The sequence below is a fragment of the Evansella clarkii genome (genome assembly GCF_002019695.1).
GTDB classification, from domain to species: domain Bacteria; phylum Bacillota; class Bacilli; order Bacillales; family Salisediminibacteriaceae; genus Evansella; species Evansella clarkii.
Window position 1 is genome coordinate 24,071 of record NZ_MTIV01000022.1, and the last position, 26,046, is coordinate 50,116.

24 protein-coding genes and 1 tRNA gene are annotated in these 26,046 nt (G+C 44.6%); 9 read left to right on the forward strand and 16 right to left on the reverse strand.

Going from position 1 to position 26,046, the window contains the following annotated elements; translation table 11 throughout:
* Positions 1-5: 5 nt before the first annotated feature.
* Positions 6-1,781 carry a CpaF/VirB11 family protein gene (locus BK582_RS25080; protein WP_169911302.1) on the reverse strand — a complete coding sequence of 592 codons (1,776 nt, stop codon included), beginning with the start codon at positions 1,779-1,781 and terminating at the stop codon, positions 6-8.
* Positions 1,782-2,116: 335 nt separating this feature from the next.
* On the opposite strand from BK582_RS25080, the gene BK582_RS25085 reads away from it, so the two are divergent.
* The 5 genes from BK582_RS25085 to BK582_RS25105 all read left to right on the forward strand — a co-directional run bounded on the left by BK582_RS25085 (position 2,117) and on the right by BK582_RS25105 (position 4,504).
* Positions 2,117-2,695 (forward strand): sigma-70 family RNA polymerase sigma factor, encoded by a 579-nt coding sequence (locus BK582_RS25085; protein WP_078598379.1) that lies wholly within the window; start codon positions 2,117-2,119, stop codon positions 2,693-2,695.
* A gap of 2 nt (positions 2,696-2,697) precedes the next feature.
* Positions 2,698-2,994, forward strand: a complete 297-nt coding sequence (locus tag BK582_RS25090; protein WP_078598381.1) for a helix-turn-helix domain-containing protein — start codon at positions 2,698-2,700, stop codon at positions 2,992-2,994.
* Positions 2,975-3,910, forward strand: coding sequence for a S8 family peptidase (locus BK582_RS25095; RefSeq protein WP_169911304.1), 936 nt, complete (start codon positions 2,975-2,977; stop codon positions 3,908-3,910). Before BK582_RS25090 ends, BK582_RS25095 begins: the two co-directional genes overlap by 20 nt.
* A 67-nt stretch (positions 3,911-3,977) precedes the next feature.
* Positions 3,978-4,223, forward strand: a complete 246-nt coding sequence (locus BK582_RS25100) for a glutaredoxin family protein (RefSeq protein ID WP_078598385.1) — start codon at positions 3,978-3,980, stop codon at positions 4,221-4,223.
* A 207-nt stretch (positions 4,224-4,430) separates the two neighbouring features.
* Positions 4,431-4,504, forward strand: a tRNA-Cys gene (locus BK582_RS25105).
* Positions 4,505-4,576: 72 nt separating this feature from the next.
* Here the strand turns inward: BK582_RS25105 and BK582_RS25110 are convergent.
* A complete protein-coding gene (locus BK582_RS25110) occupies positions 4,577-5,443 on the reverse strand; it encodes a permease prefix domain 1-containing protein (RefSeq protein WP_078598387.1) in 867 nt (288 codons plus the stop codon).
* Positions 5,436-5,771, reverse strand: a complete 336-nt coding sequence (locus tag BK582_RS25115; RefSeq protein WP_078598388.1) for a PadR family transcriptional regulator — start codon at positions 5,769-5,771, stop codon at positions 5,436-5,438. The genes BK582_RS25110 and BK582_RS25115 overlap by 8 nt, the downstream gene beginning before the upstream one ends.
* A gap of 148 nt (positions 5,772-5,919) precedes the next feature.
* Here BK582_RS25115 and BK582_RS27450 point away from each other — a divergent pair, with 148 nt between their 5' ends.
* Together BK582_RS27450 and BK582_RS25120 are read left to right on the forward strand one after the other, a co-directional pair.
* The gene (locus tag BK582_RS27450) at positions 5,920-6,087 is read left to right on the forward strand and encodes a hypothetical protein (protein WP_169911306.1); all 168 of its coding nucleotides are present in this window, start codon (positions 5,920-5,922) and stop codon (positions 6,085-6,087) included.
* Between the two features lie 32 nt (positions 6,088-6,119).
* A complete protein-coding gene (locus BK582_RS25120) occupies positions 6,120-6,866 on the forward strand; it encodes a phospholipase A2 family protein (RefSeq protein WP_078598390.1) in 747 nt (248 codons plus the stop codon).
* A gap of 82 nt (positions 6,867-6,948) precedes the next feature.
* Here BK582_RS25120 and BK582_RS25125 read toward each other — a convergent pair whose 3' ends face one another.
* The 10 genes from BK582_RS25125 to BK582_RS25170 form a co-directional block, all read right to left on the reverse strand.
* On the reverse strand, positions 6,949-11,079 hold the full coding sequence (locus BK582_RS25125; protein ID WP_169911308.1) for a hypothetical protein: 4,131 nt from the start codon (positions 11,077-11,079) through the stop codon (positions 6,949-6,951).
* 191 nt (positions 11,080-11,270) lie between these two features.
* Complete coding sequence (locus BK582_RS25130; protein WP_078598395.1) at positions 11,271-15,479, reverse strand: hypothetical protein; 4,209 nt, start codon at positions 15,477-15,479, stop codon at positions 11,271-11,273.
* Positions 15,480-15,582: 103 nt separating this feature from the next.
* Positions 15,583-16,086, reverse strand: a complete 504-nt coding sequence (locus BK582_RS25135) for a hypothetical protein (protein WP_078598397.1) — start codon at positions 16,084-16,086, stop codon at positions 15,583-15,585.
* A gap of 109 nt (positions 16,087-16,195) precedes the next feature.
* On the reverse strand, positions 16,196-16,453 hold the full coding sequence (locus BK582_RS25140) for a hypothetical protein (RefSeq protein ID WP_078598399.1): 258 nt from the start codon (positions 16,451-16,453) through the stop codon (positions 16,196-16,198).
* A 196-nt stretch (positions 16,454-16,649) separates the two neighbouring features.
* The gene (locus BK582_RS25145) at positions 16,650-17,030 is read right to left on the reverse strand and encodes a hypothetical protein (protein ID WP_078598401.1); all 381 of its coding nucleotides are present in this window, start codon (positions 17,028-17,030) and stop codon (positions 16,650-16,652) included.
* 331 nt (positions 17,031-17,361) lie between these two features.
* A complete protein-coding gene (locus BK582_RS25150) occupies positions 17,362-17,949 on the reverse strand; it encodes a hypothetical protein (protein WP_139368353.1) in 588 nt (195 codons plus the stop codon).
* A 48-nt stretch (positions 17,950-17,997) separates the two neighbouring features.
* On the reverse strand, positions 17,998-18,675 hold the full coding sequence (locus BK582_RS25155) for a hypothetical protein (protein ID WP_078598405.1): 678 nt from the start codon (positions 18,673-18,675) through the stop codon (positions 17,998-18,000).
* Between the two features lie 111 nt (positions 18,676-18,786).
* Positions 18,787-20,028 (reverse strand): ParM/StbA family protein, encoded by a 1,242-nt coding sequence (locus BK582_RS25160; RefSeq protein ID WP_078598407.1) that lies wholly within the window; start codon positions 20,026-20,028, stop codon positions 18,787-18,789.
* Between the two features lie 53 nt (positions 20,029-20,081).
* Positions 20,082-20,630 (reverse strand): hypothetical protein, encoded by a 549-nt coding sequence (locus BK582_RS25165; RefSeq protein WP_078598408.1) that lies wholly within the window; start codon positions 20,628-20,630, stop codon positions 20,082-20,084.
* A complete protein-coding gene (locus tag BK582_RS25170; RefSeq protein WP_078598410.1) occupies positions 20,627-20,893 on the reverse strand; it encodes a helix-turn-helix domain-containing protein in 267 nt (88 codons plus the stop codon). The genes BK582_RS25165 and BK582_RS25170 overlap by 4 nt, the downstream gene beginning before the upstream one ends.
* A 522-nt stretch (positions 20,894-21,415) precedes the next feature.
* Between BK582_RS25170 and BK582_RS25175 the strand changes: the two genes are divergently transcribed.
* Positions 21,416-21,706 carry a response regulator transcription factor gene (locus BK582_RS25175; protein WP_169911310.1) on the forward strand — a complete coding sequence of 97 codons (291 nt, stop codon included), beginning with the start codon at positions 21,416-21,418 and terminating at the stop codon, positions 21,704-21,706.
* 160 nt (positions 21,707-21,866) lie between these two features.
* Here the strand turns inward: BK582_RS25175 and BK582_RS25180 are convergent, their stop codons facing one another.
* The 3 genes from BK582_RS25180 to BK582_RS25190 form a co-directional block, all read right to left on the reverse strand.
* A complete protein-coding gene (locus BK582_RS25180) occupies positions 21,867-22,685 on the reverse strand; it encodes an ATP-dependent DNA ligase (protein ID WP_078598414.1) in 819 nt (272 codons plus the stop codon).
* Between the two features lie 452 nt (positions 22,686-23,137).
* Positions 23,138-23,773 (reverse strand): M50 family metallopeptidase, encoded by a 636-nt coding sequence (locus BK582_RS25185; protein ID WP_244895511.1) that lies wholly within the window; start codon positions 23,771-23,773, stop codon positions 23,138-23,140.
* 32 nt (positions 23,774-23,805) lie between these two features.
* Positions 23,806-24,696: a tyrosine-type recombinase/integrase gene (locus BK582_RS25190; protein WP_078598418.1), complete on the reverse strand. Its 891-nt coding sequence runs from the start codon at positions 24,694-24,696 to the stop codon at positions 23,806-23,808.
* An 817-nt stretch (positions 24,697-25,513) separates the two neighbouring features.
* On the opposite strand from BK582_RS25190, the gene BK582_RS25200 reads away from it, so the two are divergent.
* Complete coding sequence (locus BK582_RS25200; protein ID WP_078598422.1) at positions 25,514-26,017, forward strand: hypothetical protein; 504 nt, start codon at positions 25,514-25,516, stop codon at positions 26,015-26,017.
* Positions 26,018-26,046: the final 29 nt, after the last annotated feature.

Consider the following 26,046-nt stretch of genomic DNA (forward strand, 5'->3'; position numbering starts at 1 on the left):
GCCCCTTAGAGATCCTCCTGGCTCAACTGTCTTCGCTTTTTCATTAAAAGGTCTGAGACAGATGGTTGTTGTGCTGTTGGTTTAGGTTTAGACGATGGTCGCTGTGGGCGACCTTTTTGTTTACTATCAGCCGACTTCCCGTCCGGTACGATGTCCTGCAAGATACGCTCCACATCTTCACTGATCCCGTCATCCTGTTTTGGTTTCGGGCGAGAAGGTCTAGGTCTAACCTTTTCGCTACTGGCAACACGTCGTTTTACCTGGTTGATTTTTTGTGATGCAGCACTTGCAACCGGCGCGGATGATGGATTAACTTCCGGTGCGATATAGCCGTCCCGGTTCGTCTGATAATCCAGCCCGCCTCCGTCTTCATCCGGATTATACGCAGCTTTCTCCCGACCCATCAGTATTTCGAGGGTTGTCCCCATCTGCTCGATCTTTGCGTGATCCGGGCGACCGTTTTTATCCAGCGGTATCGTCGATTCAAAGCCGGACGCCTTGGACGGATCAAGCGGACGCTCTGATTTGAAATTCGCTGGAAAATCCATATCGACCATGGCTTCTTCCATTTTGTCTTTAAATTTTTGAGAGACATCGAACGTTTCGAACTGGTAAACACCGTCAACGAAGCGCTGTTTAAATACGGTTCGGTCCCCGTCTGGATGAAACTCAATGATCTCAGATAAATAACGAATCACATGCCCGTGGTATTTTGCCTTTTGGATATGAATTCCGAAGTTAAAATACATACGAATATCCTGCTTTAAGGCTTCCTCAGACAGCTCATACCCCATCTTCGCCATATTGATAAAACGGGACGGGATCGCACGGGCTTCTGTGGCGTGTAGGCTTGTAATGATCGAGTGTCCGGATAATACGGCCTGAATCATCTCGTACGCTTCCTGGCCGCGTGTTTCTGTAACCATGATCCACGTCGGGTGGTTACGAAGACCCGCTTTAATCAGCTGGGTAACGCTAACTCCGTCGGATGTGACCCAGGAGTACACATCTTTTTCCGGGAACATCTCTTTCATGAATGTCTCCGGTGTATCTTCGATCAAGAGAATCCGGTCATCGAACGGGATAAACCCGGAGATCAATTTGTGCAACTCTGTTTTACCGGTTCCTGTCGTTCCCGAGATAACCATGTTCGCTTTTGTGAGTGCAGCGGCCCGGAAAAAGTCGTACATGAACATCGGGGCGAATCCCTCGAAGTTCTCTTTCGTAAGTGCGAGTTTTGGCCGCACCACACGAAGCGCCATTGTTGTCCCGGATTCCGGCGCGGTGTTTTGTGTGTTAACAGCGTTAATCCGCACGTTTTGGAAACGTCCATCAAAAATCGGACTTTTCGCTGTGAATTCTTTATTGTTGGCATTGGCGAACTTATTGACAAGACGCACAATGTAGGCTTCTGAGACTTCGAAATTCGTATCGAATGTCTGCTTCTTATCGTTCGTCTCGATGATGAGTTCCTTACCGTTATAGCCGATATCTGTGATAGACGGGTCCTGGAGAATCTCTTCGATCACCCCGGTACCGATCGTTTCACGTACGACATATTCGATGACATCGGGATTATCTTTCGTGGCCTGTTTGAAATCCCGTTTAACGATTTTTTCCAGTCTCGCTCGAACATCCTTGTCTAGCATCCCCTGCACGACAAGCTCAGCGTGGCTTTCAATCAAGGCTTTTCGTATCTGCTCAACCTCTGAGGAGCTTATAAGCTCATGAGGTTCCACCTTCTCCTGTACTTGTGGTTGCTTCTTTCTTCCTAACGCCATTCGTATCCTCATCCTTTCTATTTATCTTTTCAACTTGTTGTCTGCCTATTTGCAAACAAACCAGTGTGTACATACGTTTGGAAAAATATTCCATTTATGGTATGTTTCTATTATACGACACATATGACTGTGTGTATAGGGTTTTAATCTTAATTTGAAGATACATCTGATAGATTCTTAGGGATATGTGGTGACAACTATTTAAAGCAAAAGGAAAAATCAATCAGGGTGTAGGATACACAATTTTTCGATAAAAAGGGTTGTTCTTTTAAGACTTAAACCCTTTTTATTATTTGAACCCTTTTGTTAGTAAAAAAGGAAAAAGGAGGACGAATATGGCGGAGAATTCACTTATACATCTTCTTGATTTTGAACCTGAAAATGTCACAGACCCATTGATGAGGGGTTTTCTGAATATAGACAGTAATTACAATCTGCTGATGAAGGCAAGGGAACTCCCCTGTGAAGAAAATACTGACGAATTAAATCAAGCATTTAAAAGATACTACACGGAACTCCAATTGATTAACTACATTTCACACCTCATCAATCATTACTCCAGAGATTTTTACAGAAAGAAAAACAGAGAAAAGTACTTTTATGTATTCGCTTTTGAAGACGAGTCCCTTTTTGACAGCAAGGTTCCTCCTAATCAACCAGGAGGCAATACCGTGGGGGAAGAATCATTGATTGAAATATCGTCCCTTTTGGAAGCCATTCAGGATAAAACCATCTATGAAGCGCTGATACGTCTCACCGATAGGCAGCTATTTATTTTAAATCTCCATTTTGTCTATCAGTTGAGCCATACTGAGATTGCCGAAAAGTTAAACGTCAGCCAGCAATCCGTTTCAAAAACTATTAAAAAATCACTGAACAAATTAAGAAATTCTATCGTTTATGGAGGGAAATAAGTATGAGCACTCCGCTAGGATTGTATGACCTCACCCAGAAGGTGAAGGGTAGCGCCGATATGAATGTTGAAAACGATGCGATTATGGAAATTATTGATATGTTCGATCCTAAAATTAAAAGTAAAATCAGGACCTTGGACGAACATGCTGGGGAGGATTTAAAGCAGGAATTGACGTTTGAAATTACGAAAGCGCTACAACGTTTTGATTTAACCAGAGCGCCCAGTTTTATCGAATATGTGGAACATAAAAACTGCAGAATAACAGGGAGGAATATCATTGAAAAAGCAAACCGTTAAAGCCATACCCGTATTTGAAGGCACGTACCCGGTGAACTCATTAAATACAAAGAACCCGTTAAATACAATCAATGTAGAAACCTATTGGGACTTAGGTATTAAGGGGAAGGGGATCACCATTGCCATTTTAGACAGTGGTGTTGATACGAATCATACTAATCTTTCTACTAGAATTATAGACGGTGCTAATTTCACAGAAGAAGATGAAGGGGATTTCAAAAAGTTCGAGGACTATAACGGGCATGGAACCCATGTGGCCGGCATCGCCTCCTCAAACAATACAGACGGCCAAGCCACAGGTGTTGCCCCTGAAGCGAAATTGATGATCGTCAAGGTCCTGGATAAAAATGGATCGGGCAACATCAAGGATCTCATCAACGGTATTTATTTTACGGTCAACTGGCGAGGAGAACAGAACGAACGCGTTCGGGTGATCTGCTTATCGTTAGGTACGGAAGAGGACAATGAAGAACTATATGAGGCGATTAAATTCGCTATCAGCCAAGGGGTCGTTGTGGTAGCCGCTTCAGGTAACCAGGGAACAGGAAATGTAGACGATGTGAATTTAGGTTACCCTGGCGCCTATAACGAAGTGATACAAGTAGGCGCTATTGATATGAATAAAGAAATCGCGGAATTTTCGAATCTAAATAATCAGATGGACATTCTGGCTCCCGGGGTGAACATAAACTCCACTTATCTTGATAGTAGTTATAAATCCATGTCCGGCACCTCCATGGCTGCGCCTTTTGTCGTTGGAGCGCTCAGCTTAATTATTCAGGATGTGGAAATCAAGTTACAAAGAACTATTTCAGGGACGGAAATATACGGCCAGCTGATTAAGAACACTAAAAGGCTGGGGTACCCATTCAATGTCGAAGGAAATGGTCTAATTTATTTAAGCAAAAGGTTGTAATTTTTTTCGCTTTTCCCCTTTTAAGTATAGAGACAAAAAAATTACGAGTAAACAGGAGGGTTTTACCATGGCTGATTCCATTATTGTATATACGCAGTCTGCTTGCGGTCATTGTCATAGACAGATGGACTGGATGAATGAAAAAAACATTCCTTTTGAAGAACGGGAAATATCCAATCAGGAATACAGAGCAGAATTTCTGAATTTAAAAGGAAAAGGTACACCTCTTACGCTTATTAAAAAGGCGGATGCTAACGAAGTCGTCACCGGATTTAATCAACAGGCATTGACGGAGAAATTACAAGTGAGGTGAGATCCTGTGAAACGGGAGAACTTATTTCAATGTTATTGTCAGGCCAGAAAAGCGCAAGCCTTTTATTCAAAATGTTTAGATCAGCACGATTATAGTCCAGAAGAAAAGGAACTTCTTTACGAAATAATCGCAGATGCGGCGAAAACATCCAATAAACTAAAAAATTACTGCAGTGAATAACTTTACTCGGCTCAGGCCGGGTTATTCGGTGGCATAGCCAAGCGGTAAGGCAAAGGTCTGCAAAACCTTCATCCCCGGTTCGAATCCGGGTGCCACCTCCATCCTATATAATTTATACAAAAAAGCCTCTTTTGATAAGAGGCTTTTATTAGTTTCTTTTTAAACTCTTCCCCCTAAAACGCCGCGAATTGAATATACATAAACCCAGCAAGGACAAGTGACGCGAGTGCGATCATCAGAAAGCGGGACAGATTTTCGAGCTTCCTAATTTTCAAGTGGCATAGGAACAAGCTAAACCAAGCTAAAATTAACGATAACGGTATCACCGGGACCGATGTCGGTACGAAGATGATGTACCCTACAAGCCCAAACAAAGCCACACCCAGTACAATTATTCCTGTGAGGATATTAATCAGTAAGGCGCTCCGGCGTTTCTCATCGGAAAGCATCTTTAAATCTACGTTTACGGGTTGGAACATGGACCCCATGTATATTTGGCTGAACAAAATGGCTGAATGGATCAGAAATAATGCAAATAAACCATAATAGACAAGTTGGTTTTGTATAAAGCCATCCATTAAGAGATACCCGTAAAAGCCAAACAAAAAGGTCACTAACAATAGACTGATTAACAGTAATCTGCTGGCTGCAGCTCTAGCGGGTTTTTGAACAAAGTAGAAGATCGAAACGTTAGAAATTAGCGTTAGGATAAGCCAGACTAACGGTACTATCTCCTGGAACATATAGGTAGAAAAGGTAACCAAAGCTGAAAATAATACGCCAGTTAAACCTGCAATCATAAGAAGTGGTTTTCTAAAGGGGAAGATTTCTCTGTTTAACTCTTTACCTATTTGACTACTTACTCCAAAGTCAGATATGGCTGTTTCTTCGGCTTGTTGTTTACTCAATCCTTCTTCTTCGTACACCTCTGTTTTTTTATTCAAATGAAATGTAAATTCCTCTTTTATATCACGTTTGTTCTCCTGGTTCAGTTCCACGTGATCTAAAACACTCTCAATATATTGGTCTACCTTACTCATTAGGTTCTCCCTCCTTGTTTACTTCACTAATGATTCGATTAACTTGCTTCCAGCCGTTTAATTTCTCTTGATGAACGTCTACCCCGAGGGGTGTAATCGTGTAATATTTCCGTCTGCCACCCTGAGATTCATCTCCCCAATAAGAGCTAATAGCTTTTTTTCTTTCGAGACGCTTCAATACAGAATACAGCGTACCCTCACTGAGCTGATAGCTGCCCTCACTCAATTTATTTACTTTTGAAATAATTTGAAAGCCATACGCGTCGTCCTGGCGCAGTATAGACAAAATTAGCAAATCCATATTGCCTTTCCATTGTTCTCTATCCAAATCAATCCACCTCCTTATTCTCCTATTAAAACTGTAACACAAAGTACCTCGTTTAACAAGGTACTTTGGAAAAGGTGGTTGTTTATTTTTCCTGTGATTCCTTTTTATTGTATGTAGTTAGCTTTACTACAAAGGGAGGTGAGATTCCATGATTAAAAAGCAAAATTTAAAAACTACCGACGACGTCAAGGCACAGTTCATCACGTACTGCAAAATCAGTGATGATTTTGAACACTGTATTTTGTGTCTGGCATGCCGCGTCACAATGGCTGTTTATCCAGATGGTAGCGAGTCCTTCTATCACTGCGGTTGCTAACTTTACCCCCGAAAAAACAAGGAGATGATTGTATGTATCAAATTATTGATGGTGCTCGACTAAGAGACGAAGAGATTGCTAATACGTTAGAAGAACTAAAACATTTTGAAGCGTATCAGGAACTCATTGATACTCTCGCTGAAGCATCAGGTGCTTCCCTGGAGAATTTGAAACTCCAAACCACTTATCAATTCAATGTTGTTAGTGATAAGAACGTGGTCGGAAACGCCTATGTGAAAGCACTAAACTTTACTGATGAAGATGAAAAGGTGTTAATCTCATACAACGATATAAACTATGAGAATGACAATTCAGATGATGTTACATTCTTATCTGGAAGTGTGCTTACTGAGGTTGAAGGAAAGAAAATCCAACGAATTTTCAATGTGGTTGATGGCGGCATTGAAATCGTAGAAAAAGAAAGAGAGCCAGAGTTTGAACTGAAGGATGCTTACCAAGAAGACCTTCCTGATAACCCTGATTTCAAACCTGGTAACTATTCGACTGATGGAGTGACTGCCAATGCTTGGTATGAATTCTGTGCGCCAGGTGGTTATCAGCATTGTGGTGCAGGATGTGGTTATAACCTACCTGATGGCGGCGGAGCCCCAATAAATGCAACTGACCGATGTTGCGTAGGGCATGACCAATGCTGGGCAGGCCATGGAGATTGGGACCCTTGTTGCGATAGAAACTTTTTAAATTGCTTGGTTGGACAGAGTACCGCCCCGGCAATTGCGGCTAGAATTATCTTCGGACCGAATTCTCTTAGATGTTAACCAACCAGGTCACCCTCTAGGGTGACCTTTTCTTACGTAAAAAAACCTGCCCGGTATAGCACCAGGCAGGTTATATCTCTTACTATTCGCCAGAATCCCAATCTTCCGGGATGTCATTCTGAATCATTGGATGAATCAGCAGTTCATCGTCATCTGGTGTAACAGAATCCGTATGATGGAACATGTACGCTCTGACATCGACCAGGCGGTCTATCTCGAAATTCATGAAATGAGATCCAAAAGGCGTGGTGTTTGAAATAACCATCCCGTATTCGCCCACGTCATCAATCCATACCGGAACGAGCAACCGGTGCCCTGCATCCACCGCATCCTCTAAAAGAAGCTCACCGCTTTCTTTCTGATTTGCTGTGTATGTCAGCCCTGATCCCTGTTCTAAATAAAAATGGGGCAGCTGATAATCCGATGCTGTTCGATTTACCCCTGGCGATAACCCGTCACGGAGCAGCGGGATAGTGATGCTGTCATCTCCGCTGTAGCTCGCATCCGAATCATAAAATTCGAGAGACGGATCAAACAGTTTGTGGTGAAACGCCGCATCGATGTCTGATTCGAATGCGACGCCTTCTACTCGGCTCCGCACCTCGTTCATCACATCGTTTTCGTACTCGACTTTCGCGGTTAGTTCAAAGCCGTAACCCGCTTTTACGCTCGGATTGTCGATATGGTACACCGTAAGGGTTTCAAAGTATTCTACCATGTCCTGCCCCAACTCCCGCTCGGTCATGACTACGTCCCGGAAAACAATATTTCCGTCACTGTCCGCATCGTCCAGTGTGAGCGTCTCTTCTCTGGAAGTGTGACCATTCGTGTCAATCGAGCCCTCTCCGTCACGAACCCAGATTTTATCTGTATCGTACCCTTCAATTCGGACTTCGTAATTTTTCATCTGATCCGGCTCCAGACCGTCAGAAGGGATCGTAATCCCGTTCTCCCGTTGTAGATCCCGCTGCAGGTATTCTTTTTCTGTGACTTTGTCACCGGAATCCGTGTCGTAAATCGCAAGGGTGATCGGAAGATCCTTCACGCTGTCCCCATCCAGCACCACCTGTGCGACACGAACGCTTGTCGGCAGCCCCTTGCTTGCCTTGTTCGTGAATACCTGGAAGCGCTCCAGCCTTAATTCCAAGTCCGCCCGAATCGTATACCTAACCCTGTTGGAGATCGGTGACAATCGGTAGTTCGTGTCCGAGTTAATCACGGTTTCACTCAAATACCTGTCGCCGAATTCATTCCCTTCGGTCTGAATTCCAATATTAATTCGAATGTCGTCATGGTTCGTCATTAACCCTTCGACATAAAACAGAAGGCTTACCGCTCCTTCCAGTTCGCTTTCTTCACCTGTATATTCATACCAGCCGCCCTGACTTGCGTCAATCTCATGGGGACGGTTGTCATAGACCGGTGACCGGTTCAGGTAAATCTTGACGTCTTTATCTTCGTGACGACGATCTTTTATTAAAGAAAGACTCTTCATTGTGGCTGTACCGGAATAATTTGATCCCAAATCATCTCCAGATAGTGGAATAACCGTCAGCCCAGTAACCCCTGATTCATCTTCAATCGTAGTATACGGAGAAAGTGTCACCGTATAATCACTGTTTTTATCGCCGTGCGTCTTATCAATCGACTGATAAATTCCAACCATTCCTACTTTTAAGATCGTAGCAGACGTGGTTGATGTTCTGAGATTCTCCGGACGCCTGTCCAGTTCTGACTCAATCACGCTTTTTACTTCTACGCTGGACTGTACCCCGCTTGAGGAGAGCGCAAACGGATTGATCGTCGTGTCGAATGTGATTCCCGGAATACTGTGATCCCGGTTAGATACGAGCAGTTCCCATGTGAGTGTTTTCGTACCGTTGGAATGAGTTGTCACTTCCGGGTCAGTCGGTACATCACCGATTTTCCCGCTACCTACTCGGTAATCAAGACCTTGTGGGAGTGTATGTCTAACCGTTACCCCGGCGTCCAAATCATCTGGAACACCTGACTCTGGCAGCACGATACTGTTCCTTGCAGTCCATGTAATCGTCTCTGAATTGTAATAAGACGTTTTGTCTGTACTCAGTTGGCTTGCTGTATCCGCTGGAACCACCGCGAGCGTTTCGAAGTTGATCGATCCTCCCGATGGTGTTTGCTTTTCAAGCATCGTTCCGGTTTCGTCCCAGATAGCAGGGTTATGGTAGGCCCGGTTTGCTGATACATCCACTTCCCGTTCCCGATCTTCGTCCGGGTACGCATAGAAGTTTGTCACCGCGACGTTTGCCGTACCGTCATATGTTTCTGACCCGATTCCGATATTTTCGTGCTTTACACGAAGCGGAATCTGAACACCAACGGTCGTTCCTGCCCCGGCAACTGCGGTCACATCGTTCATGATGGCTCCAATCGGGCCATGCTCGACTGCTTCTTCGTAGGTTTCATACCAGTCGTAGTCGTCTTTTCCTTTTGATGTGAAACTTTCAAAGGAGTTATCATCAAATTTCTGTACGCCATAATATATATGCTGGCGCTCTGTATCTCGCGTGACCGTCTGACGGGCAATATTTCTATATCCCGTCGAATAAAAACGATCCCTCGACCAGTCCGCGTATGCTTTTGTCATCTCGAAGGCGTCTGTATTCCAGCGGTACACGTTTCTATATCCGCCGTAAAGTGTCATCCGAGGGTACGAATAACTTACGATCCGAACGTCTTCTCCGATCAATGTGGACGCATCCCCTTTGGAGACGGAACGGTCACCTACGTTTGGTGTTCCCAGCTCCCCGCCTGCTGGATGAGCGTGAAAGGTTTTATTGACCGAAAACGATCCGCTTGGATTATTTCGCTCCGTAAATGTCTGGGAGCCGGTTCTCTGGTTTTCAAAATCAGTAGTCACACCATTTTCATCGGTGTAGCTCAGCATCGTCACCGTCGCCCGGTAGTTCACGTTGTTTGCTCGGCCCTCTGGATTGTTCGGACCTCCGATGCGGTATTCGTTTGGCATTAACACTAAGAACGAATGAGAAGAAAACACCCGCTCATCCACTCCATATAAATACCTTCCGACATAGCCGTCCGCCCGATTTCGGGGAAACGTACTTCCGATTACGTAATCAGTATTAAACCCTTCGTAAGAAACAGCATGCTGCCCTTCGTCCATGCTTGTTAGCTGCCAGTCCCCGCTGTCCCATACCGAATGGTGTGACTGGTTTGGATTGGATAGCTGTGATAACGGGGCGGAGTACCGATTCGAACGGCTGTAAGAATATGATTCTCCATCCAGCACCGTAAATGGCGAACCGACGGCCGTCCTTGTTGTACTGATTGGCCGGTGATCTAAGATTAAAAATGGCGCATCCCGGCCTTCGAAATCGAGTGGTTCTCTCAGCGCCGGGTTGTCCCATGCCACTTCCCCGGTGAGGTCGATTTTAAAATTAATCTTCCCCTCCGGATCTGGGAACGTCGCCCCGCGAATATTTGATTTACCCGGCAGGTTCACAATCCCCCAGGAGAGAGCGAATGCGTGCGTATTTTCCCTGATAGATAGGTCATTCTGAATAGAGGCGTATGGATAAAACGGCATTCCCTGACCGGCAAGACCGGACGCTACGATCGGTTTAATGCTTACCTTCGCACTTGTGGTAATGCCAGGGAGGTTATCAAAATGTGTTATGACACCATCGCTCTCGATGTTCTCCCCGTCCACGCTGACAACCTGCACCTGGATGTCAGGCGTGAGTTCCACGCCGTGTTTTGCCCCAAGCACTTCGATGGTGACAGGAATCATGATCGAGTTACCAGTCTGTTCGATCGTATAGTCCTGCTCGAAGCTGACGACCCCTGTATCTAAGTTTTCATCTCCGCCAATGGCGAACTTCGCATTCACGCGTTCCCCAGTAATCCCGTTTTCCAGCTCCCCTGTCAGGCGCAGCTCGATATTTTGAAGCATGTCTGCCTGTTTCGGATTCACTGTAATCATGACCGGGTAGGTCGCTGTGTCCCAGGAACGGATAATCCCGTTATTCGGCCCTGAGTCATTTCCAGGCTCATCATTATCGTCAAACCCTTCTGTTCCGTCCACAATATTATTGTGGTTAATCGACGCTTCGAACTCAAACATATCATGCTGCAGGATATCTTCGTCCGTTTCCGCTTCCGCATGAACTCCTGGTGCGCAAATACCCGCCAGAAAAACGGCGAGTAGCCCCATCTTTAAGCGAGAATGCCAACTGAACCGTCGCTCTGTACGTTTCCCCTTCATTCGTGCATACACCCCTCTCGTATTTTGTTGCAAGTATTTCCATTATTTTCCTTTCTCACTGATTATACAAAATTTTCCAGAAAAAAAGAAGCCCCTAAATAGGGGCATTCTCCTGTGGAGACAATCATTTGTTGCGGATTTTACCAATCATCCGGAATCTCATCCTGAACCATCGGGTGAATGAGCAGCTCGTCTTCGTCTGGTGTCTCAGAGTCCGTATGGCTAAACATGTAGGCATAAACGTTCACGTCACGTTTTACATCGAACCCAATACGGTTTGAACCAATGCGGCGATCGTGCTGCAGATTCGTCGGGAACATACCCGTATCGTTGATCCAAACAGGTACATATAATCTATATCCACCTGATTGCACCATGCTTTCGTCCACATCTCCAGCCTCAATCTGTGCGTTCGTGAACGCATATCCTGAACCATGTTCAAGATAGACCGGCGGGAGTTGGTACTGAGTTTCAGAACCAGTCGGCGTGTTATTCACGTCTTGCCGATCCAATAGTACAGGGGACTGCTCAGCCGAACTGTCGTAGTGTGAGAGCGTGCTGTCAATCAAGTCGTTGGCCACACGGATGATGCTGTCGGTTTTAAATGGAACACCGAGGCGTTCCCCGACATCGGCTAACAGGTCATTCTCATACGCAATCTCGGTTTGCAGATTGAAAGCGTATCCTGACTTGACTTCTAGTTCGCTTTCCGGCGTATGCGTGATGGCTATTCGCTCATGAAAATAATCCATCTCCTCTTCCCCAGCAACGCGCTCAGTGGCAACCACTCCTTCATGTCGGACTATCCCGTCTTCGTGTTCATCATCTTCTGTAAGGGTGACCCGGCTTGACGTGTATCCGTTTGTATCAACCGCTTCCATGCCGGCGATGAGCCAAACCTTATCGGTATCATAATCTTGGATGCGCACTTCGTAATTTTGCATACTATCCGGTGCTAATACATCTGGCGGAATCATAAGCTCTAAACGGCTCGGTATCTCCTCCTGCTCAAGTGTTTTTGATACCACCATCTCGCCGCTGTTGGTATTGTAAATCGCAAACGTCAGCTCGGTGTCACGCACGTTATCAGGTTCCAATACGACCTGGCTAATCCAGGTGCTTGTCGGGAGCCCGTCAGTATCTGTATTCGTGTAAATGCGGAACCGATCAATGCCGATCTCTAAGTCCGCTCGGATCAGGTATTGCACCCGGTTGGAAACCGCTGAAAGAGGATAATTCGTGTCCGAGTTAATTACCGCCTCGGTCATGTAGCGATCCCCGAACTCGTTGTCGCTCGTCTGTATCGTCATGTTGAGAAGCACATCGTCCAAGCTGGAAAGCACTCCTTCGACGTGCAGGAGGACGCTCACAGCGCTTGTCACGTCGGTGGAACCTGTCATTTTATACCAACCGCCGGTGCTCGTATCAATGCGGTGCGGTTCATCGCTATATACAGGGTTGTTGTTCAAATACACCGTCACGTCTCCGTCATACTCCCGGTCAACAATCGTTCGAATGTCAGTAAATACCGCATCCCCGGAATACCTGGAACCAGCCATATCTCCTGAAAGCGGCAGGTGCGTAAGTGTTTTGACGTTCGACTCTTCACTGATGGTTGTATACGGGCGCATCGTCACGGTAAATTCGCTGTTGCGATCCCCATGGGTGGCATCGATCATGCCATATACCCCAACCATTCCGACTTTTAAGATTGTAACGGACGCGCTATCCGATCGGAAATTCTCGGATCGAAGGTCAAGTGGTGATGTAATTACGTTATCTACACGCACTGAACTTTGTGAGCTGTTTTGATTCAGCGCATGTGGATTGATAGATGTCTGAAACGTAATATCCGGTAGTGATAAATCAACGTCATTAATATGCAAGCGCCATGAGAGCGTTGTTTTACCATTGGAGTCTGTCACTCCCTCCGGCTCTCGAATCATATCTCCGATTCTCCCGCTACCAGCTACATAGTCTAACCCTCTTGGGAGTGTTTGTTCCACCCGTATATCCGGATCGATACCTTCTGGGATACCAGCCTCCGGGAGCACGATATTGCTTCGAACAGTCCAATCGATAATGTCAGAGTTGTAATACGATGATCTCTCGGCCTCTATCGTGCTGTCTGTTCTCGCAGGAATCACCGCGAGTGTCTCAAAGTTCGTTGCGATTGTCCGAGGGCTCTGCATGTTGAGCAGGTTACCTTCTGCATCCCACTCGGAGGGATTATTGTAATTATTATTTTCCGTAATGTTAACCATTTCCGATCGATTTCGATCCAAGTAAGCATAACCATTTGATGTAACCACAATCGCCGTACCATCCTTCGTAACGGCTCCTGTACCAATGTTTTCGTGTTTTACTTTCAACGGTACGCGTACGCTCGAACTAGGACGAAGCCCAGTAGGCGCTGTGATGTCATTCATTATCGCCCCGATAACCCCGTGCTCGATCGCCTCATTGTACGTATCATACCAGTCGTAATCGTCCTTCCCTTTTCGCACGAATGTATCGAACTCGTTGTCCGACCGATCAAACCTAGGTACACCGTATCGAATCATCTGATGGGGAGCCGCATCGTCATTACGGTGGCGAACAAGAGACAGGTCTTGGTACCCCTCCTGTCGGAAGTTCGCTTCCCCTTCTTCGGCATATCGTTCCGTTAATTCAAATGCGTCGGTATTCCATCGGTATACAATTTGCGTGCCGCCTTGAAATGGAAATTGACTTGAAATTCGGGCACGATACTGTACATCCTCACCGATTATAATGCTCGCATCACCTTTTGATCCAGGTGCTGTTCGGTTTGCACGGTGCGTACCGAGCTCCACATTTGACGGATAGGAGGTAAAATCGTTTTGAAGTGCAAGACCTTCCGGTACGCTGTCTTCTGTGAAGGAGCGTCGCACACGTTTGTCACCAAGATCATGGTACGCACCATTTTCGTCCACATAACCTTCTAAATACACTTCCATGCGATAGTTGACACTGTTTGATCGTCTGTCGGGATTATTCTCTCCACCAAGACGGTATTCATTTGGTGACCTAGCCAAGAATGAATGAGAGGCAAAAATGCGGTCGTCTTCAGAATAAGCTGCGCTGAAATTAGCAGAGTAATTTCGCTCCGTCGGAAAGGTACTTCCGATTCTATAATCTGAATTCACACCTCGATAGGTCACAACATGGTCATCGATCTCTGCGGGGCCTACGCGCCATTCTCCACTATCTAATACAGAGTTTCGCGGTGGTGTGTTTCGCCACTTATCATTCATGAATGAGTGCGGGGCGTTATAACGCGAACCGTATTGCCACCAGTAACTCCTGCCCTCTGCGAGCATATTCTCCCTACCGATACTGTGCTGCCAGTTAAGCCCGGTCGGGTGGTCGCTGTCAACCTGCCTCCCGATCGGCATATGGTCATACAGCATAAACGGTGTATCCGTCCCGCTGAAATTCAGCGGCCGTGTCGGTTCATTACCTTGATTCCAGGTAACCTCCCCGGATAATTCAATCCTGTACTGGATTTCCCCGTCGGCATGCGGGAAGGTAGCTCCGCGATTATCCGTTTTGTTGTCGAGGTTGTCCAGACCCCACGATACCGACACCCCATGAATGTTTTCCACGTCGTCATCGTTTCCTGTGATACCTGAGTACGGATAATACGGCATCCCGAGTCCTGGGAACGCGAGGTCGACAAACGGTTTAATATTTACTTTGGCGCTAGTTGTTGTCGTTGGTAAGTTATCAAAGTGAGTGACCATGCTTCCTGGTTCTACATCCTCACCATCTACGCTGATAACTTCAACGGAAATCTCCGGTGTTAACTCAACGCCATGCGTTGCTCCGAGTACATCCAAGACGATCGGGAACATAATCGAACTACCCGATTGACCGATGGTGTACTCTTGTTCAAAAGACACAACACCGTTCTCTATATCTTCAGTTCCGCCAGACGAGAACTTCGCATTCACCCGGTCATCACCGATTCCTCCGTCAAGTGTTCCGGAAAAACGGAGCACTACATCGTTAACCGCTTCTTCGGTTTTCGAGTTCACGGTGAGCTTTACTGGATACGTGATCGTATCCCATGTCCGGACGATACCGTTATGAGGTCCTGCATCATTGCCGGGTTCATTGTCATCGTCAAACCCTTCTGTACCGTCGGTGATTTCACTCGGGTTAATGAATGCGTCAAATATGAACGTATCCCCTTCGTGACTCTCCCCTTGTTCTTCGTCGTCGTAGACGTTTTCATTATCAGCTGCCGCTGTTGCTATAAAGGCAGTAAATGTGGTCGTCAATAGCGCAAGTACGATCGCAAAAATCGCAGCCGGCGTGCGTGCCAAAAACAGACTCCTCCGGATTTGTCTGGTGGTTATCATCCTTATCTCCCACTTTCCTGTTTATTTATATAGTAGAAACATAATTCGGTACGAAAAAGGCGAACCGCTAATTCCTCCGGCTCGCCGCATCGACCGCCACTGTCGAGGTGTACGTCCACTCTCCGATTCCGTCGCCTTTCTCGCGAACCTTCACGCGTACCGCCTGGACAGGACGACCTGTCATGTATGCCACATGGTCTACGCTCGGGATGTCTGCTCCCGTTCCTCCAATGATATATGTCGGAGAGGAAACGGTGTGGTTCTCCACATTATCAAAGCGGTCATCTTCCGCGTCGAACATATAATCAAACTGCACTTCATCACCATCAGAATAAACAAATTCAAGTCGCTCCCACATGGTCGGTTCAAATGTCTCTGACAGCAATAACGCCCCTTCATACAGTCGTGACGTCTGATCCACCTCAGACACCGCCGCTGAAAGTATCGCATCATTGAGCTGTATGGTGGACTCGTCCCGCTGGAACATGTTCAAGTACCAGATAACGAGCAGGACCATTGCCCCCAGAGACAAGAACATGAGCAGGTAAACCTTTGGTACGTCTCTCATCATCGTGCATCCCTCCTTTATATGTGCTTCTTTTCAGAAAAAAGGAGCCCTAACAATAGGACTCCTTTCTGTGTGACTGCTAATTTATTAGGGTGAGTCACCCGCCCTGCTATCAATCAATCCCAGTAGAACCGTCAACGCTATCGACGACGCCGCTTGCATTATTGAATAAATTGTCCACCAATGTGAAGAGATACCCGCTTTCACCGAACAACACATCTCTAAAAAGGAACGTCACCCCTGCGATCAGAATAGCGGCTACAATAACCGCCCCGATCATGAAGTACGACCTATCCGTATTTGACTCTAACATCAGCCATTCACCTGCCCCTTTTGGTAATATTTGGTGTTTTAGATCTGTCTCTATCATACACCTTCCATATATTGGAAGTCAATGGAATTCTATAAATAAATACTTGCGAAATGTTTAACAAATTAATTATAAAATACTGGACATTTAACGTTTTGTTTGTTCTTTTGTGAGTAAATTATATAAGAATGGAGAAAAACCGACCCCAAAGTGATGGTGCCGGCCTCAACCCCTTGTTATTCGTCTTGTTTTGTTGTTATAGTGCTGCCGGAGCCACTTTCGCTACAGTAGTTGCAGCGCTATACAGCTGTGTACGGGTTATCGCTGATACGGTTGTGGCTACCGCTCCTGCGTTTAACGTACCGATAAATGCAGGCAGTATCGAGTCAACCATTTCGTGGAGCCATTGATTGATTCCTGATGCGAACTCATCCATCGACCAGTTTGCCGGATTCATCCATGACAGGTTTACCGAGCTAAAATCCAAAATAGGAATTTTTTCCGCATTCCCGCCGAGAATCGCCCCGACTATCCGTACGACATTGTCTTCAAAGAACCCGCCAGCAAAACGCAGTAAAATAACAACGAGAAGAAAAAGAACTGCAGATGTCACCATGGTATTTCTTGATTTAAGCATCTCACCTCCACCCCTCTCTGCACACTTTTCACTAAAAGGTGCGAGCCCTCCCTTTTGTAATTATTGGAAAAAATTACAAAAAATAGAGACATTTTCTTTATTATAGCATAAACTTGCTCTTTAAAAGTGTATAATCTCTCAGAATTTCCCAATTAAAGTGCATATTGTTGCACAGCTGTCAATATGTAGAGCTAAACGGTACGTTATGATTGTACGGGACATTCCCACCCCTTTTCTTGACAGCAAGGTCACATCATGAATTAAGAGTGTCAGAGGGGATATTAAAAAAAGCACAGGTCAATAGACCTGTGCTTTTTCTATGTAGCTATTATTAGTTTCCACCAGAACCACGGAGAATCCCTGTGTTTGTACTCGTTGTTCCTCTATCTTCCGTAATGACTTCCACATGAGTACCTCCAGGATGCCCCTCCGTGTCCTGCGCAATGAAGTTCCCGCTGAGCAGCCCGAACGCAAATACCGAGGCGACAATAACAAAGAACATCGCAGCTGCAAACTGAATAGGTGCGGTATGTCGCTTGATTTCTCGTCTTCGCCCATGCACTTCCTTCCGGCTCGGGGGGCCTTCCGGCTCTTTCGGTTTAAAATTTTTCGTGAGCCAGTCATCGACCAGCCCGCTCACATCATTACCCCAGTCAATCAGTCGCTCCTCCGTGCGCGTGATGGCGGCCTGTACGGAAGCAATAGGACTGGCTGAACCGGCCTGGCGGCTACGCCTGGACGGCACATCCTTCGATTGTTGCTCGTCCGTCTTTTGGACACCTCTTGTGGAAGCACGGATGCGACGCTCCGGTTTATTATTTAGTGTAGTCTTTGGTATATCGTTATTATTTACAGTCGGTCGTGTGGTGTTCGTACCCCTGGTGCTTCGAGTGGACGGTCGGTTCGAACGGACAGTCATGCCCACCACCCCTTTCTATTTACGCGATTTTCCCTGTGATTCTTATTATTAAGACCCCTCGATCGTTACATTATCTTTTTGGGTATCTGGATCGTCCAATTTAAAATGCGTTTCCGGATGATCGACGCGGGTGATTAAAATTTCTTCCCTATCGTAGTCTACAACCAATCCGGTATATGTCGTATCGTATACTGTACCCTGAACGGCGCTGTGTTGTAATGTAAAATCAAAATTAAACCTAAAATCGGACATCACCGTCATTTCTTCCGTATTGTTACCAGAACCATCGAGCGTAATGTCTAACGAATATTCAACTGGTGTATAGTCTCTATCACGCCCCGTTCGTTCGTCATATGGAGGGATTTCTTCATGAATGTGGTCTATAATTTCTTCGTTGGACATATCATAGACGTCTTCAATCGTTAATTTTATACCTCCTGTATAGTACTCTTGCACTTTTCCGTTTTCAAAGATATATGTGTAATTGAGTTGTGTATCTCTCGTTGGCTGACGGAAGGTGCGAAACCAAATGTGCTGTTCTTCCAGGGCGTCACTCACTGATATATAATTTCTAACAGCCCCGTCCTGCGGACCGTCTTGAGAACCTACTTCCTGCGCTCCTACTTCCCCCGGATCTTCCGTACCCCCACAAGCACCCAAGAGCATTAATCCACCAAGCACCAACCCCATACATCCTACGGATAGTAACCTATTCTTTTTTCTCATTTTTACTCTCTCCCTTTTTTCTCTTCTATTTGGCAAACACTCCTTATTTTACCATACTGTGCAGAATTTGTTGAAAAAATAGAGGTGCATACGCACCCCTATCGTCCGTTATTACGCTTTTACCGCTTGTTTTTTACGTTTGGCAGCAGGTCGTAGACGCTGGGCGACTTGATATAACCCCTGTACGTTCAGGAAACGGGAGAAGTCGCTATCCAGATACACGATCGGAAGCAAGTTATCGTCCCCAAATTCCGCCACTCGCTGCTGGAGTTTTTCAAACAGGCTCCATTCCAGCGGAGTCGCTCCGCCACCGAAGACGAAAATAACTTCGATGAAACCACCCACTCGGCTGAACACCTTGCTCACTTCGCTGGAAACAACGTCTCCGAAGCGGTTTTCCTCGGCCTGGTTTACGTTTTTCACATACGTCCATTTCTTCTTTGTAAATGGAGACGGCGCATTATGAATCAGCTCGGATAATTCTTTTCGTGACTTGTACGGATACCCTTCTTCCTGTAATTTAGAAAGCGTGGATTCGAGGACCGAGCCGTACCCCTGATTCATTGTCGAGCTGGCATCCGAGTTGAACTTTCCGTTTGAGAAGACCGCAAAGTCAATCGTTCCTTCTCCGATGTCGATACCGAGCGTATTCTTCGCTGTAACTAAGTCTTTTCCTGTGATGTCATTTAGCTCCCCGTTCGGGAATCGTTTTACGGCTTCTCTGTGAATCATATCCAGGAACGCATCTTTTGCAAACATGAGTCCGTACTGCGCGCTTTCCCCTTCGTTTGCTACATAAACGTTTTCGAACAGGATTTCCACATGCACTGGACGTTCAAAATTATGGAACGTGACCATGTGAGGCATGCCGTCATTCAGGTATTTCTGTCGATACAACTTCGCATGCGGGCGATACTCTCCGATCGGGAGGGCTGTCGCCAGGTCCACTTTCACTTTGAGCTTGTCTGATGCAGGCAGGCTCTTATTCTGCTCATAATAGTCATACAGTCTGTCAGCGGCAATCGTCGCCAGGGCGAGTACGCCGGACAGATCCACCTCGGCTTTGCCTATACGGGCATAGACATCGAACTCTTCCAGGTTCAGGCCGGATTTCAGTGCGCGCTCTCCGAACAGGCGTCGCTCTGTGGATCGAACAAGGGGACTGGAGAAGCTCAAATCCATTTGATTGATAATATCATTCATGAACGTTCCGATCTCATCGTCTCCGAGCGGTGTGTGAAGGGCCGTATTGAATTGTTTCACGGCAATCGAAGGGAAAACACGAACCAGAGAGTTAATATTTGATTTTACATATCCGTTTCCTAAATCTAATCCTGCAACAATAGCTGTCATCGAACATCTACTCCTTTTTATCTTTCATAGTGTGGTCATTCACGTTTTGTTTCTTATTTGCTAAGGGTGCTGCCAATATCGCCCATCATGATTGTGAGAGGATCATAATCCGATTCTTTCTTCTCTGTATCTGTGTCAGCGTTCCCGGCCATCATGTCATCGATGTCAAATCCCATCTCGTCATGGGACTCCTCATCCAGTTCCGGTTCAAGCTCCGGTTCCTGTTCGAGTTTAGGTTCCGTTTCCCGCTCCGGACCCTTACTTACATCCTGATGATCTTCCGGCTCGGATGCAGGCGGCTTAATCGCTTCTTCTTTTATTTGAGGTGCTGGTGTAGATGCCGGCTCCTGCTCCTGTTCTATCGTCGGGGCGCTTTTCTGCACGGGTTTACGCACCGGTGATTCCGGTTCTCCCGTATAATAAGCATTCTCCCGCTGATTCAGGTGGGCTTTAATGACGTCACCCTCCCCGTATTTATGAATCGCATCCACGATGATGAGCTGCAAGCTCGTACCAAGATCAGACTGCTCATCCAGCCAGGATATTAATTTTTCGGAATCCGGCTCCCAGAAGGATCGTCTCTTGCGCTTTTTACCACTCATGTCTCACCGCCCCCTTTCGGTTCACTCTGTTTATTTAATGTGGTTGTCATTGTCTCCGTTGATATTGGGGGTGACTGGATGGATCTGGCATACTCCGTTAATTTACGGGCGTACCCAAATCGGACGACATCCATTGGTGTCTCCCCTTTCGCAATTCGTGAGAGCGTAGACTCGGAAATCCCCACGTCTTTGCTAATTTTGTACCTGGAAACTCCACTATCGTGAAGCAACCATTCGATCAAACGACTATCTGCCTCTGCCATATTTGCGTTCACCTACTTTGTCGTTTCACTTTGTTTTACCATATATTTACATTTTAGCATGATACTTTCATAGACGCAAGTATAATTTACATATTTTTACTGTTAAAACATATTACATAATATGTAATATGGTAGATACTCCCTATAAAATTTTCCTGGAAACAGGAAAATCTATGAAAATTGTTGGGTTTTTAATGGAGTATTGGAGAATTTTATGAAAATTATTAGCGATTTATGTAAAATGAATTCTGTATAAGAAAGAAGACGATAGGAAATTATCGAGGTAGTTTTAGTCAACGGTAAAAAAGTGAAAAGAAAAAGGAGACACAATATGATTACTACTCCGCCTATTTTTCAAGAAACAGTCACATCGTCTGCCACAGACATTTGGACCGGTCTTTTACCCCTTTTTTATCTCTTCCGATCGCCGGGATTGTTACCAATGAGTTTTTAAAGCGACATACATCCTTAGTTCACTGGCTTATAAAAAAAGACGGGATCTTCCTCGACCCCTCTTTTCATATGTACCTGGCGAATGCGATCAGTCATAAAAAAGAAGGGAAAAAAGAGATTGAAAGGTTTCTTGTAGACAGGAAAAAGGTGGCGCACATCTTTAATGAGAAGCAGCAAGATATTTTACAGCTCCTCTTAGATGGACATACTACCGTAGAAATAGCAGAGAAGTTGTATTTCTCTATCTCTGATATCAGAAGTAATTTCGGCAGGATGTTAAAAATAGTAGATTGTGCCGATCGGACACAATTAGCAGTCACGGCGATTCGAAACGGGTGGGTATTTTGTGTACGAAAATAATAGGGGGCGCCAGGTGCGTTCCTTTTTTCTAATTGTACATAAAATTTTACGCACCCAAATTATTAAAGAAATAGCAAATAAATAACTCGCAAAAGACAGTCTATTTATATAGGAAGAAACTCGTCAAAAAAAGCACCCTATTTGGGTGCCTGACTAATCATTATTTCCACGCCACGAAAGAAGGAATTCGCAACAGTCCTTGTTTTGTGAGGTTTCTATATTTCACTTTACACGCTATTTGTGGCTCTAAAAAAATAAATTTATCATTCTCATCGACGATCAGCTCTTTATAATGAGCGTAAAACTCTTTTCGGGCTTTCGGCGGCATAAATTCCATCAGACCCATATACTGGCCGTCTTTCGATGAGAGCAGCAGGCCGAACTCTTTTTTTCGTAGTCCGGAAATGGCCACGTCCGCATACTGATAGTTGATGACCTTCAGCCAGTTCCTGGAGCGCTTGTTGATCTCGTATTTAGAATGGGCCTCTTTCATCACGATCCCTTCCAGACTTTGCTGCTGGACCAGGTCGAAATACGCCTCGGCGTTACCTTCGATCCACTTGGATGTAACTATATGGTTAGAATCCAGCGCCAGATCGGCCAATATTTCTTTTCTTAGATATAACGGCAGACTCGTAACCTTCTTATTTTCGTGATAGATAATATCAAACACGACAAACTGAATGGGATGTTGCTTTTTCCTGGACATGAACCGCCCCATCATCGCCTCGAAATCCGGCTTGCCTTCCGGTCCGGAGACGATGAGCTCTCCATCCAGGATCGTTCCATCAGGTATATCTATATTTTGAAGTTCCGGGAATTTTCCTGTGACTTCGTTGTTATGTCTTGTATATAAACGGATCTTGTTGTTCATTTTTGTTAGCAGCAACCTGATCCCATCGAGCTTGAGCTCTGTAATATACGAATCATTATTAAAGGGGGTATCTGATTTGTGGAGCAACATCGGACTGACAAACATGTCGATCACCTCATTCTCATTTTACTATGACTGGGTGATAAACAAATTAGTAATCTACTGGTAATGATTTGTCAAAATCATGAAGAATTAGAGGATTTTCGTATGTAGGAGGGTTTCCAGAGGCGCCTCAGACGACATGAACTGACCAATGACCCACGGAATTCAATTTCGATGCGCCTGAGAGGTGCTGTGTGGGTAGAAAACCGCATTAAAAAAGGCGTTCCCCCAACGATAAAGGAACCCCTTGTAAAATAATAGGAACCCTGCGTCGGGGTTCCTTTGGTTGCTACTATAGCACCCCGGGTTCGTCGCCCAGGGTTTCGTTGTGTCATCTAAATATATTTTAACATACATTTGCATTGATTAGTTTGCTGCCATTGAAAATTAACCATTCTTATTTATGATTATTGCAAACATATATAATAGGAAGAAACTCGGTTCATTTTGATGGATTAGATATATAAGCGAATCCCGAACCATGCCACGGCAAGAGATTGTGCAAAGAACAGGATTCCCCAGAGCTGCGCCGGAATAATAAACGTCGCTCTTGCCAGACTCGTTGCGTCTCCAGCATCTCTTGGTGTTTTAAAGCTCATGGTCATGATTGTAAATGCCGACGTGATTGATTTGACGAAAACGACAGCTGTGATAAACAGCAGCACATTTTCGGTCAGAATGGTGTTGTCCAACCAGAACATCCAGGCGAATAGCGCCCCAAAGGTCAGCACCCACAAAAAGCCGTAAACATTACGTATCCATAATAGAAAACTAATCACAAGGACGCCTGCCAGTATGATTAATACCGCGGTGTAATTTTCGATATAAATTAAATATAAAAACAGCCACGCCATCGCGCTCGCAAACGGATATCCGGCAGCACTGGTGAAAAGACCACCGAGCCAATGGTTCCTTGTGGATGCGACCCCTTCGGTGTTGGCAAATAGTTTTATCTTCTCCACACGCCCGCCGGTAACAAGCGCCATCAGGGCATGACCTATTTCGTGAATCAGCGTGTTGATGACGGCGAGGTATTTGCCAAGCACAGGTATTCGTAAGAGGATTACTGCAATACCGATAAATATAAGCAATTTGGTTAGTGTAATGATAAGCCCTCCTTTGTTTACAGGAATTTATCTACGGTTTTATCAGACACATTCAAGTAATGCTCCGCGAGTGTCTGGGTGGAGGTATGTCCGGTTTGTTTGCTGATCGTAATGAGATCCGCCCCTTTTTCGTGCATCGTCGATACCTGTGTTTTTCTCAGGTTATAGGCCGTGAGGCCAATCGTTCGATTCAAGAATTTCCGGTAGGCTTCTGTTGAGATCCTGGCGCTTAAATACTTTCCGCTTTTATTCACCCTGCCAACCAGGTAATCGTCTTCTTTTAAGTTGAACTTTGCTTTGTAGTCCTTGACGGCTTTGACGACAAACGGGGTCAATCGTTTCTCGAACCATCTTTTCTGTTTCTTGATATAAATAGAAACCGAACTGTCATCAAAATCGAAATCCCCTATTTTCATGGCAACCATTTCACTCGGCCTGCTGGCCGTGACCAGATTGACCAAACAGATCGCTCTTTCTCGAATAGGTAACGAGTTGATTAAATCCAGCAGCCCATTTGCATCGCTCACTCGCTGTTTTCCTCTCACTCGGATTAAGTCTTTATTTTCTTCATGATTGTAACGGCCACGAAGATAAGATATTTCTTTTAATGTCTCTGGTTCTCTCTCAAAGTCAATATCATAGGTGACGGATAAATATCTCTTAATGGCAATAACTCTTTTTTCCCACGTATTCTTTTTCACGCGCTGATTCATGATGGAGTCATCCAGATAATCGAGCATCGATTCTAAATTTTCAGGCTGGTCTGTATCTACGCAATATTTTTGATATTGCGAAATGTCATATTTATAACCGTCGATTATTTTCTTGGATTCTTCTTCGATGTATTTTTTTCTTTCTATGTATCTTTTTTGATTCTGGAAATGCTTTACATTTACAATTTCACCCATTTTTATCCCTCCTGCTCTATCTTTATTATAAATCATCAAGTTGTGATAAGATAGCATTATCACAACTAATATTTTACCTTGTGCAACTGTCATTATTTTACATGTACCACTGGCTAAAAATTAACATTTATTTACATTAAATATATTACGTATTACATGTTGTTAGTAAGTAGAACCAAAATACAAAATTATTTGTATTATGTGAATATAGAAAACTCTTATATTTTTCTATTTCGTATGAAATACTACTTAATAGTTTTAAAGAATATATTATATATTACGTAATACTTCTTCGAAACAAAAAAAAAGGAAACAGGTTTCTCACTCCTGTTTCCAACCTCAAGTATGAGCAGGTTCTCCAGCTGCTCCATTTTATAATACTATATTTGTTCAGAAAAAGGAAATATATTACATATTACTTAACAATTCTATTATATTATTGATTTACAGCAATCCACCAAATAAATGACGTAGTAATCAAAAGGAGTATTGAACTAGTTAAGAAGATTATCAACTGTGACTTGTTTTTTTCCAGAAAGCCCTCCAAAGCAATGGTTAATCCTCCAAAACACAGGGTATAGAAAAAAATAACAGGATAGGGAAGATCTGGTCCAATATTGAAGATGTTAACAACAGTTATAATCACAACAGCAAGCAGGGACGTAAGAAGCAATATCTTGATAATAGGTCTCCGATCTTTGAAGTCCTTATAACCTAACATCTTATTGATCTTTTTTTCATACGACGAATCGTTAGAAGGCAGCACCATTTGGAATTCTCCTTTCTCACTACTAATTTTATTTAGGGGGCATAAACGTTGTCTGATAATACCGTACATCCTTATAAACCATGGTTATTTGGCGTTGGAGCATTGTTTATCATACAACCGATTTCCAATTCACAATATTTATTACAGATGATAATCATGTTCTGTACTGGTTTGATTATATCCCTCTCAGCTATTACTTTTTTGTTTAATTCTTCCAATTATACTAGTAACAATATTCCACCAATTAAACACATTAAACAAGGTATTCTAGCATTTTTATGTATTGCACCTGTCCTCTTTGTGGCTGGCTCTATCATTCACCAAGAAGCTATCATCCAGAGGGGTGCTTATACGGCCATTTGCATGATATTCTTCACACCACTGCTATTGTTCATTAACAAAAAAGTATTACCAAGGATCGAGGAGAGCGGAGAGACCCGCGAGATTGAGGATAGCGAAGAAAAAGATGGGGGTTCGTCTAACTTGAACACACTTATTTTTTATGGGCTTATTGTACTTGTTGGTGTGGCGATTTACTTTATAATTAATTAAAACAATCGGAGGGGTGAGGCATGAGCGAT

Coding starts and splice junctions, on each gene's coding strand:
- BK582_RS25080 (WP_169911302.1), bottom strand. CDS start 1,781: ATGGCGTTAGGAAGAAAGAAGCAACCACAAGTACAGGAGAAGGTGGAA.
- BK582_RS25085 (WP_078598379.1), top strand. CDS start 2,117: ATGGCGGAGAATTCACTTATACATCTTCTTGATTTTGAACCTGAAAAT.
- BK582_RS25090 (WP_078598381.1), top strand. CDS start 2,698: ATGAGCACTCCGCTAGGATTGTATGACCTCACCCAGAAGGTGAAGGGT.
- BK582_RS25100 (WP_078598385.1), top strand. CDS start 3,978: ATGGCTGATTCCATTATTGTATATACGCAGTCTGCTTGCGGTCATTGT.
- BK582_RS25110 (WP_078598387.1), bottom strand. CDS start 5,443: ATGAGTAAGGTAGACCAATATATTGAGAGTGTTTTAGATCACGTGGAA.
- BK582_RS27450 (WP_169911306.1), top strand. CDS start 5,920: ATGATTAAAAAGCAAAATTTAAAAACTACCGACGACGTCAAGGCACAG.
- BK582_RS25120 (WP_078598390.1), top strand. CDS start 6,120: ATGTATCAAATTATTGATGGTGCTCGACTAAGAGACGAAGAGATTGCT.
- BK582_RS25125 (WP_169911308.1), bottom strand. CDS start 11,079: ATGGGGCTACTCGCCGTTTTTCTGGCGGGTATTTGCGCACCAGGAGTT.
- BK582_RS25135 (WP_078598397.1), bottom strand. CDS start 16,086: ATGATGAGAGACGTACCAAAGGTTTACCTGCTCATGTTCTTGTCTCTG.
- BK582_RS25140 (WP_078598399.1), bottom strand. CDS start 16,453: ATGATAGAGACAGATCTAAAACACCAAATATTACCAAAAGGGGCAGGT.
- BK582_RS25145 (WP_078598401.1), bottom strand. CDS start 17,030: ATGCTTAAATCAAGAAATACCATGGTGACATCTGCAGTTCTTTTTCTT.
- BK582_RS25150 (WP_139368353.1), bottom strand. CDS start 17,949: ATGACTGTCCGTTCGAACCGACCGTCCACTCGAAGCACCAGGGGTACG.
- BK582_RS25155 (WP_078598405.1), bottom strand. CDS start 18,675: ATGAGAAAAAAGAATAGGTTACTATCCGTAGGATGTATGGGGTTGGTG.
- BK582_RS25160 (WP_078598407.1), bottom strand. CDS start 20,028: ATGACAGCTATTGTTGCAGGATTAGATTTAGGAAACGGATATGTAAAA.
- BK582_RS25165 (WP_078598408.1), bottom strand. CDS start 20,630: ATGAGTGGTAAAAAGCGCAAGAGACGATCCTTCTGGGAGCCGGATTCC.
- BK582_RS25170 (WP_078598410.1), bottom strand. CDS start 20,893: ATGGCAGAGGCAGATAGTCGTTTGATCGAATGGTTGCTTCACGATAGT.
- BK582_RS25175 (WP_169911310.1), top strand. CDS start 21,416: ATGTACCTGGCGAATGCGATCAGTCATAAAAAAGAAGGGAAAAAAGAG.
- BK582_RS25180 (WP_078598414.1), bottom strand. CDS start 22,685: ATGTTTGTCAGTCCGATGTTGCTCCACAAATCAGATACCCCCTTTAAT.
- BK582_RS25190 (WP_078598418.1), bottom strand. CDS start 24,696: ATGGGTGAAATTGTAAATGTAAAGCATTTCCAGAATCAAAAAAGATAC.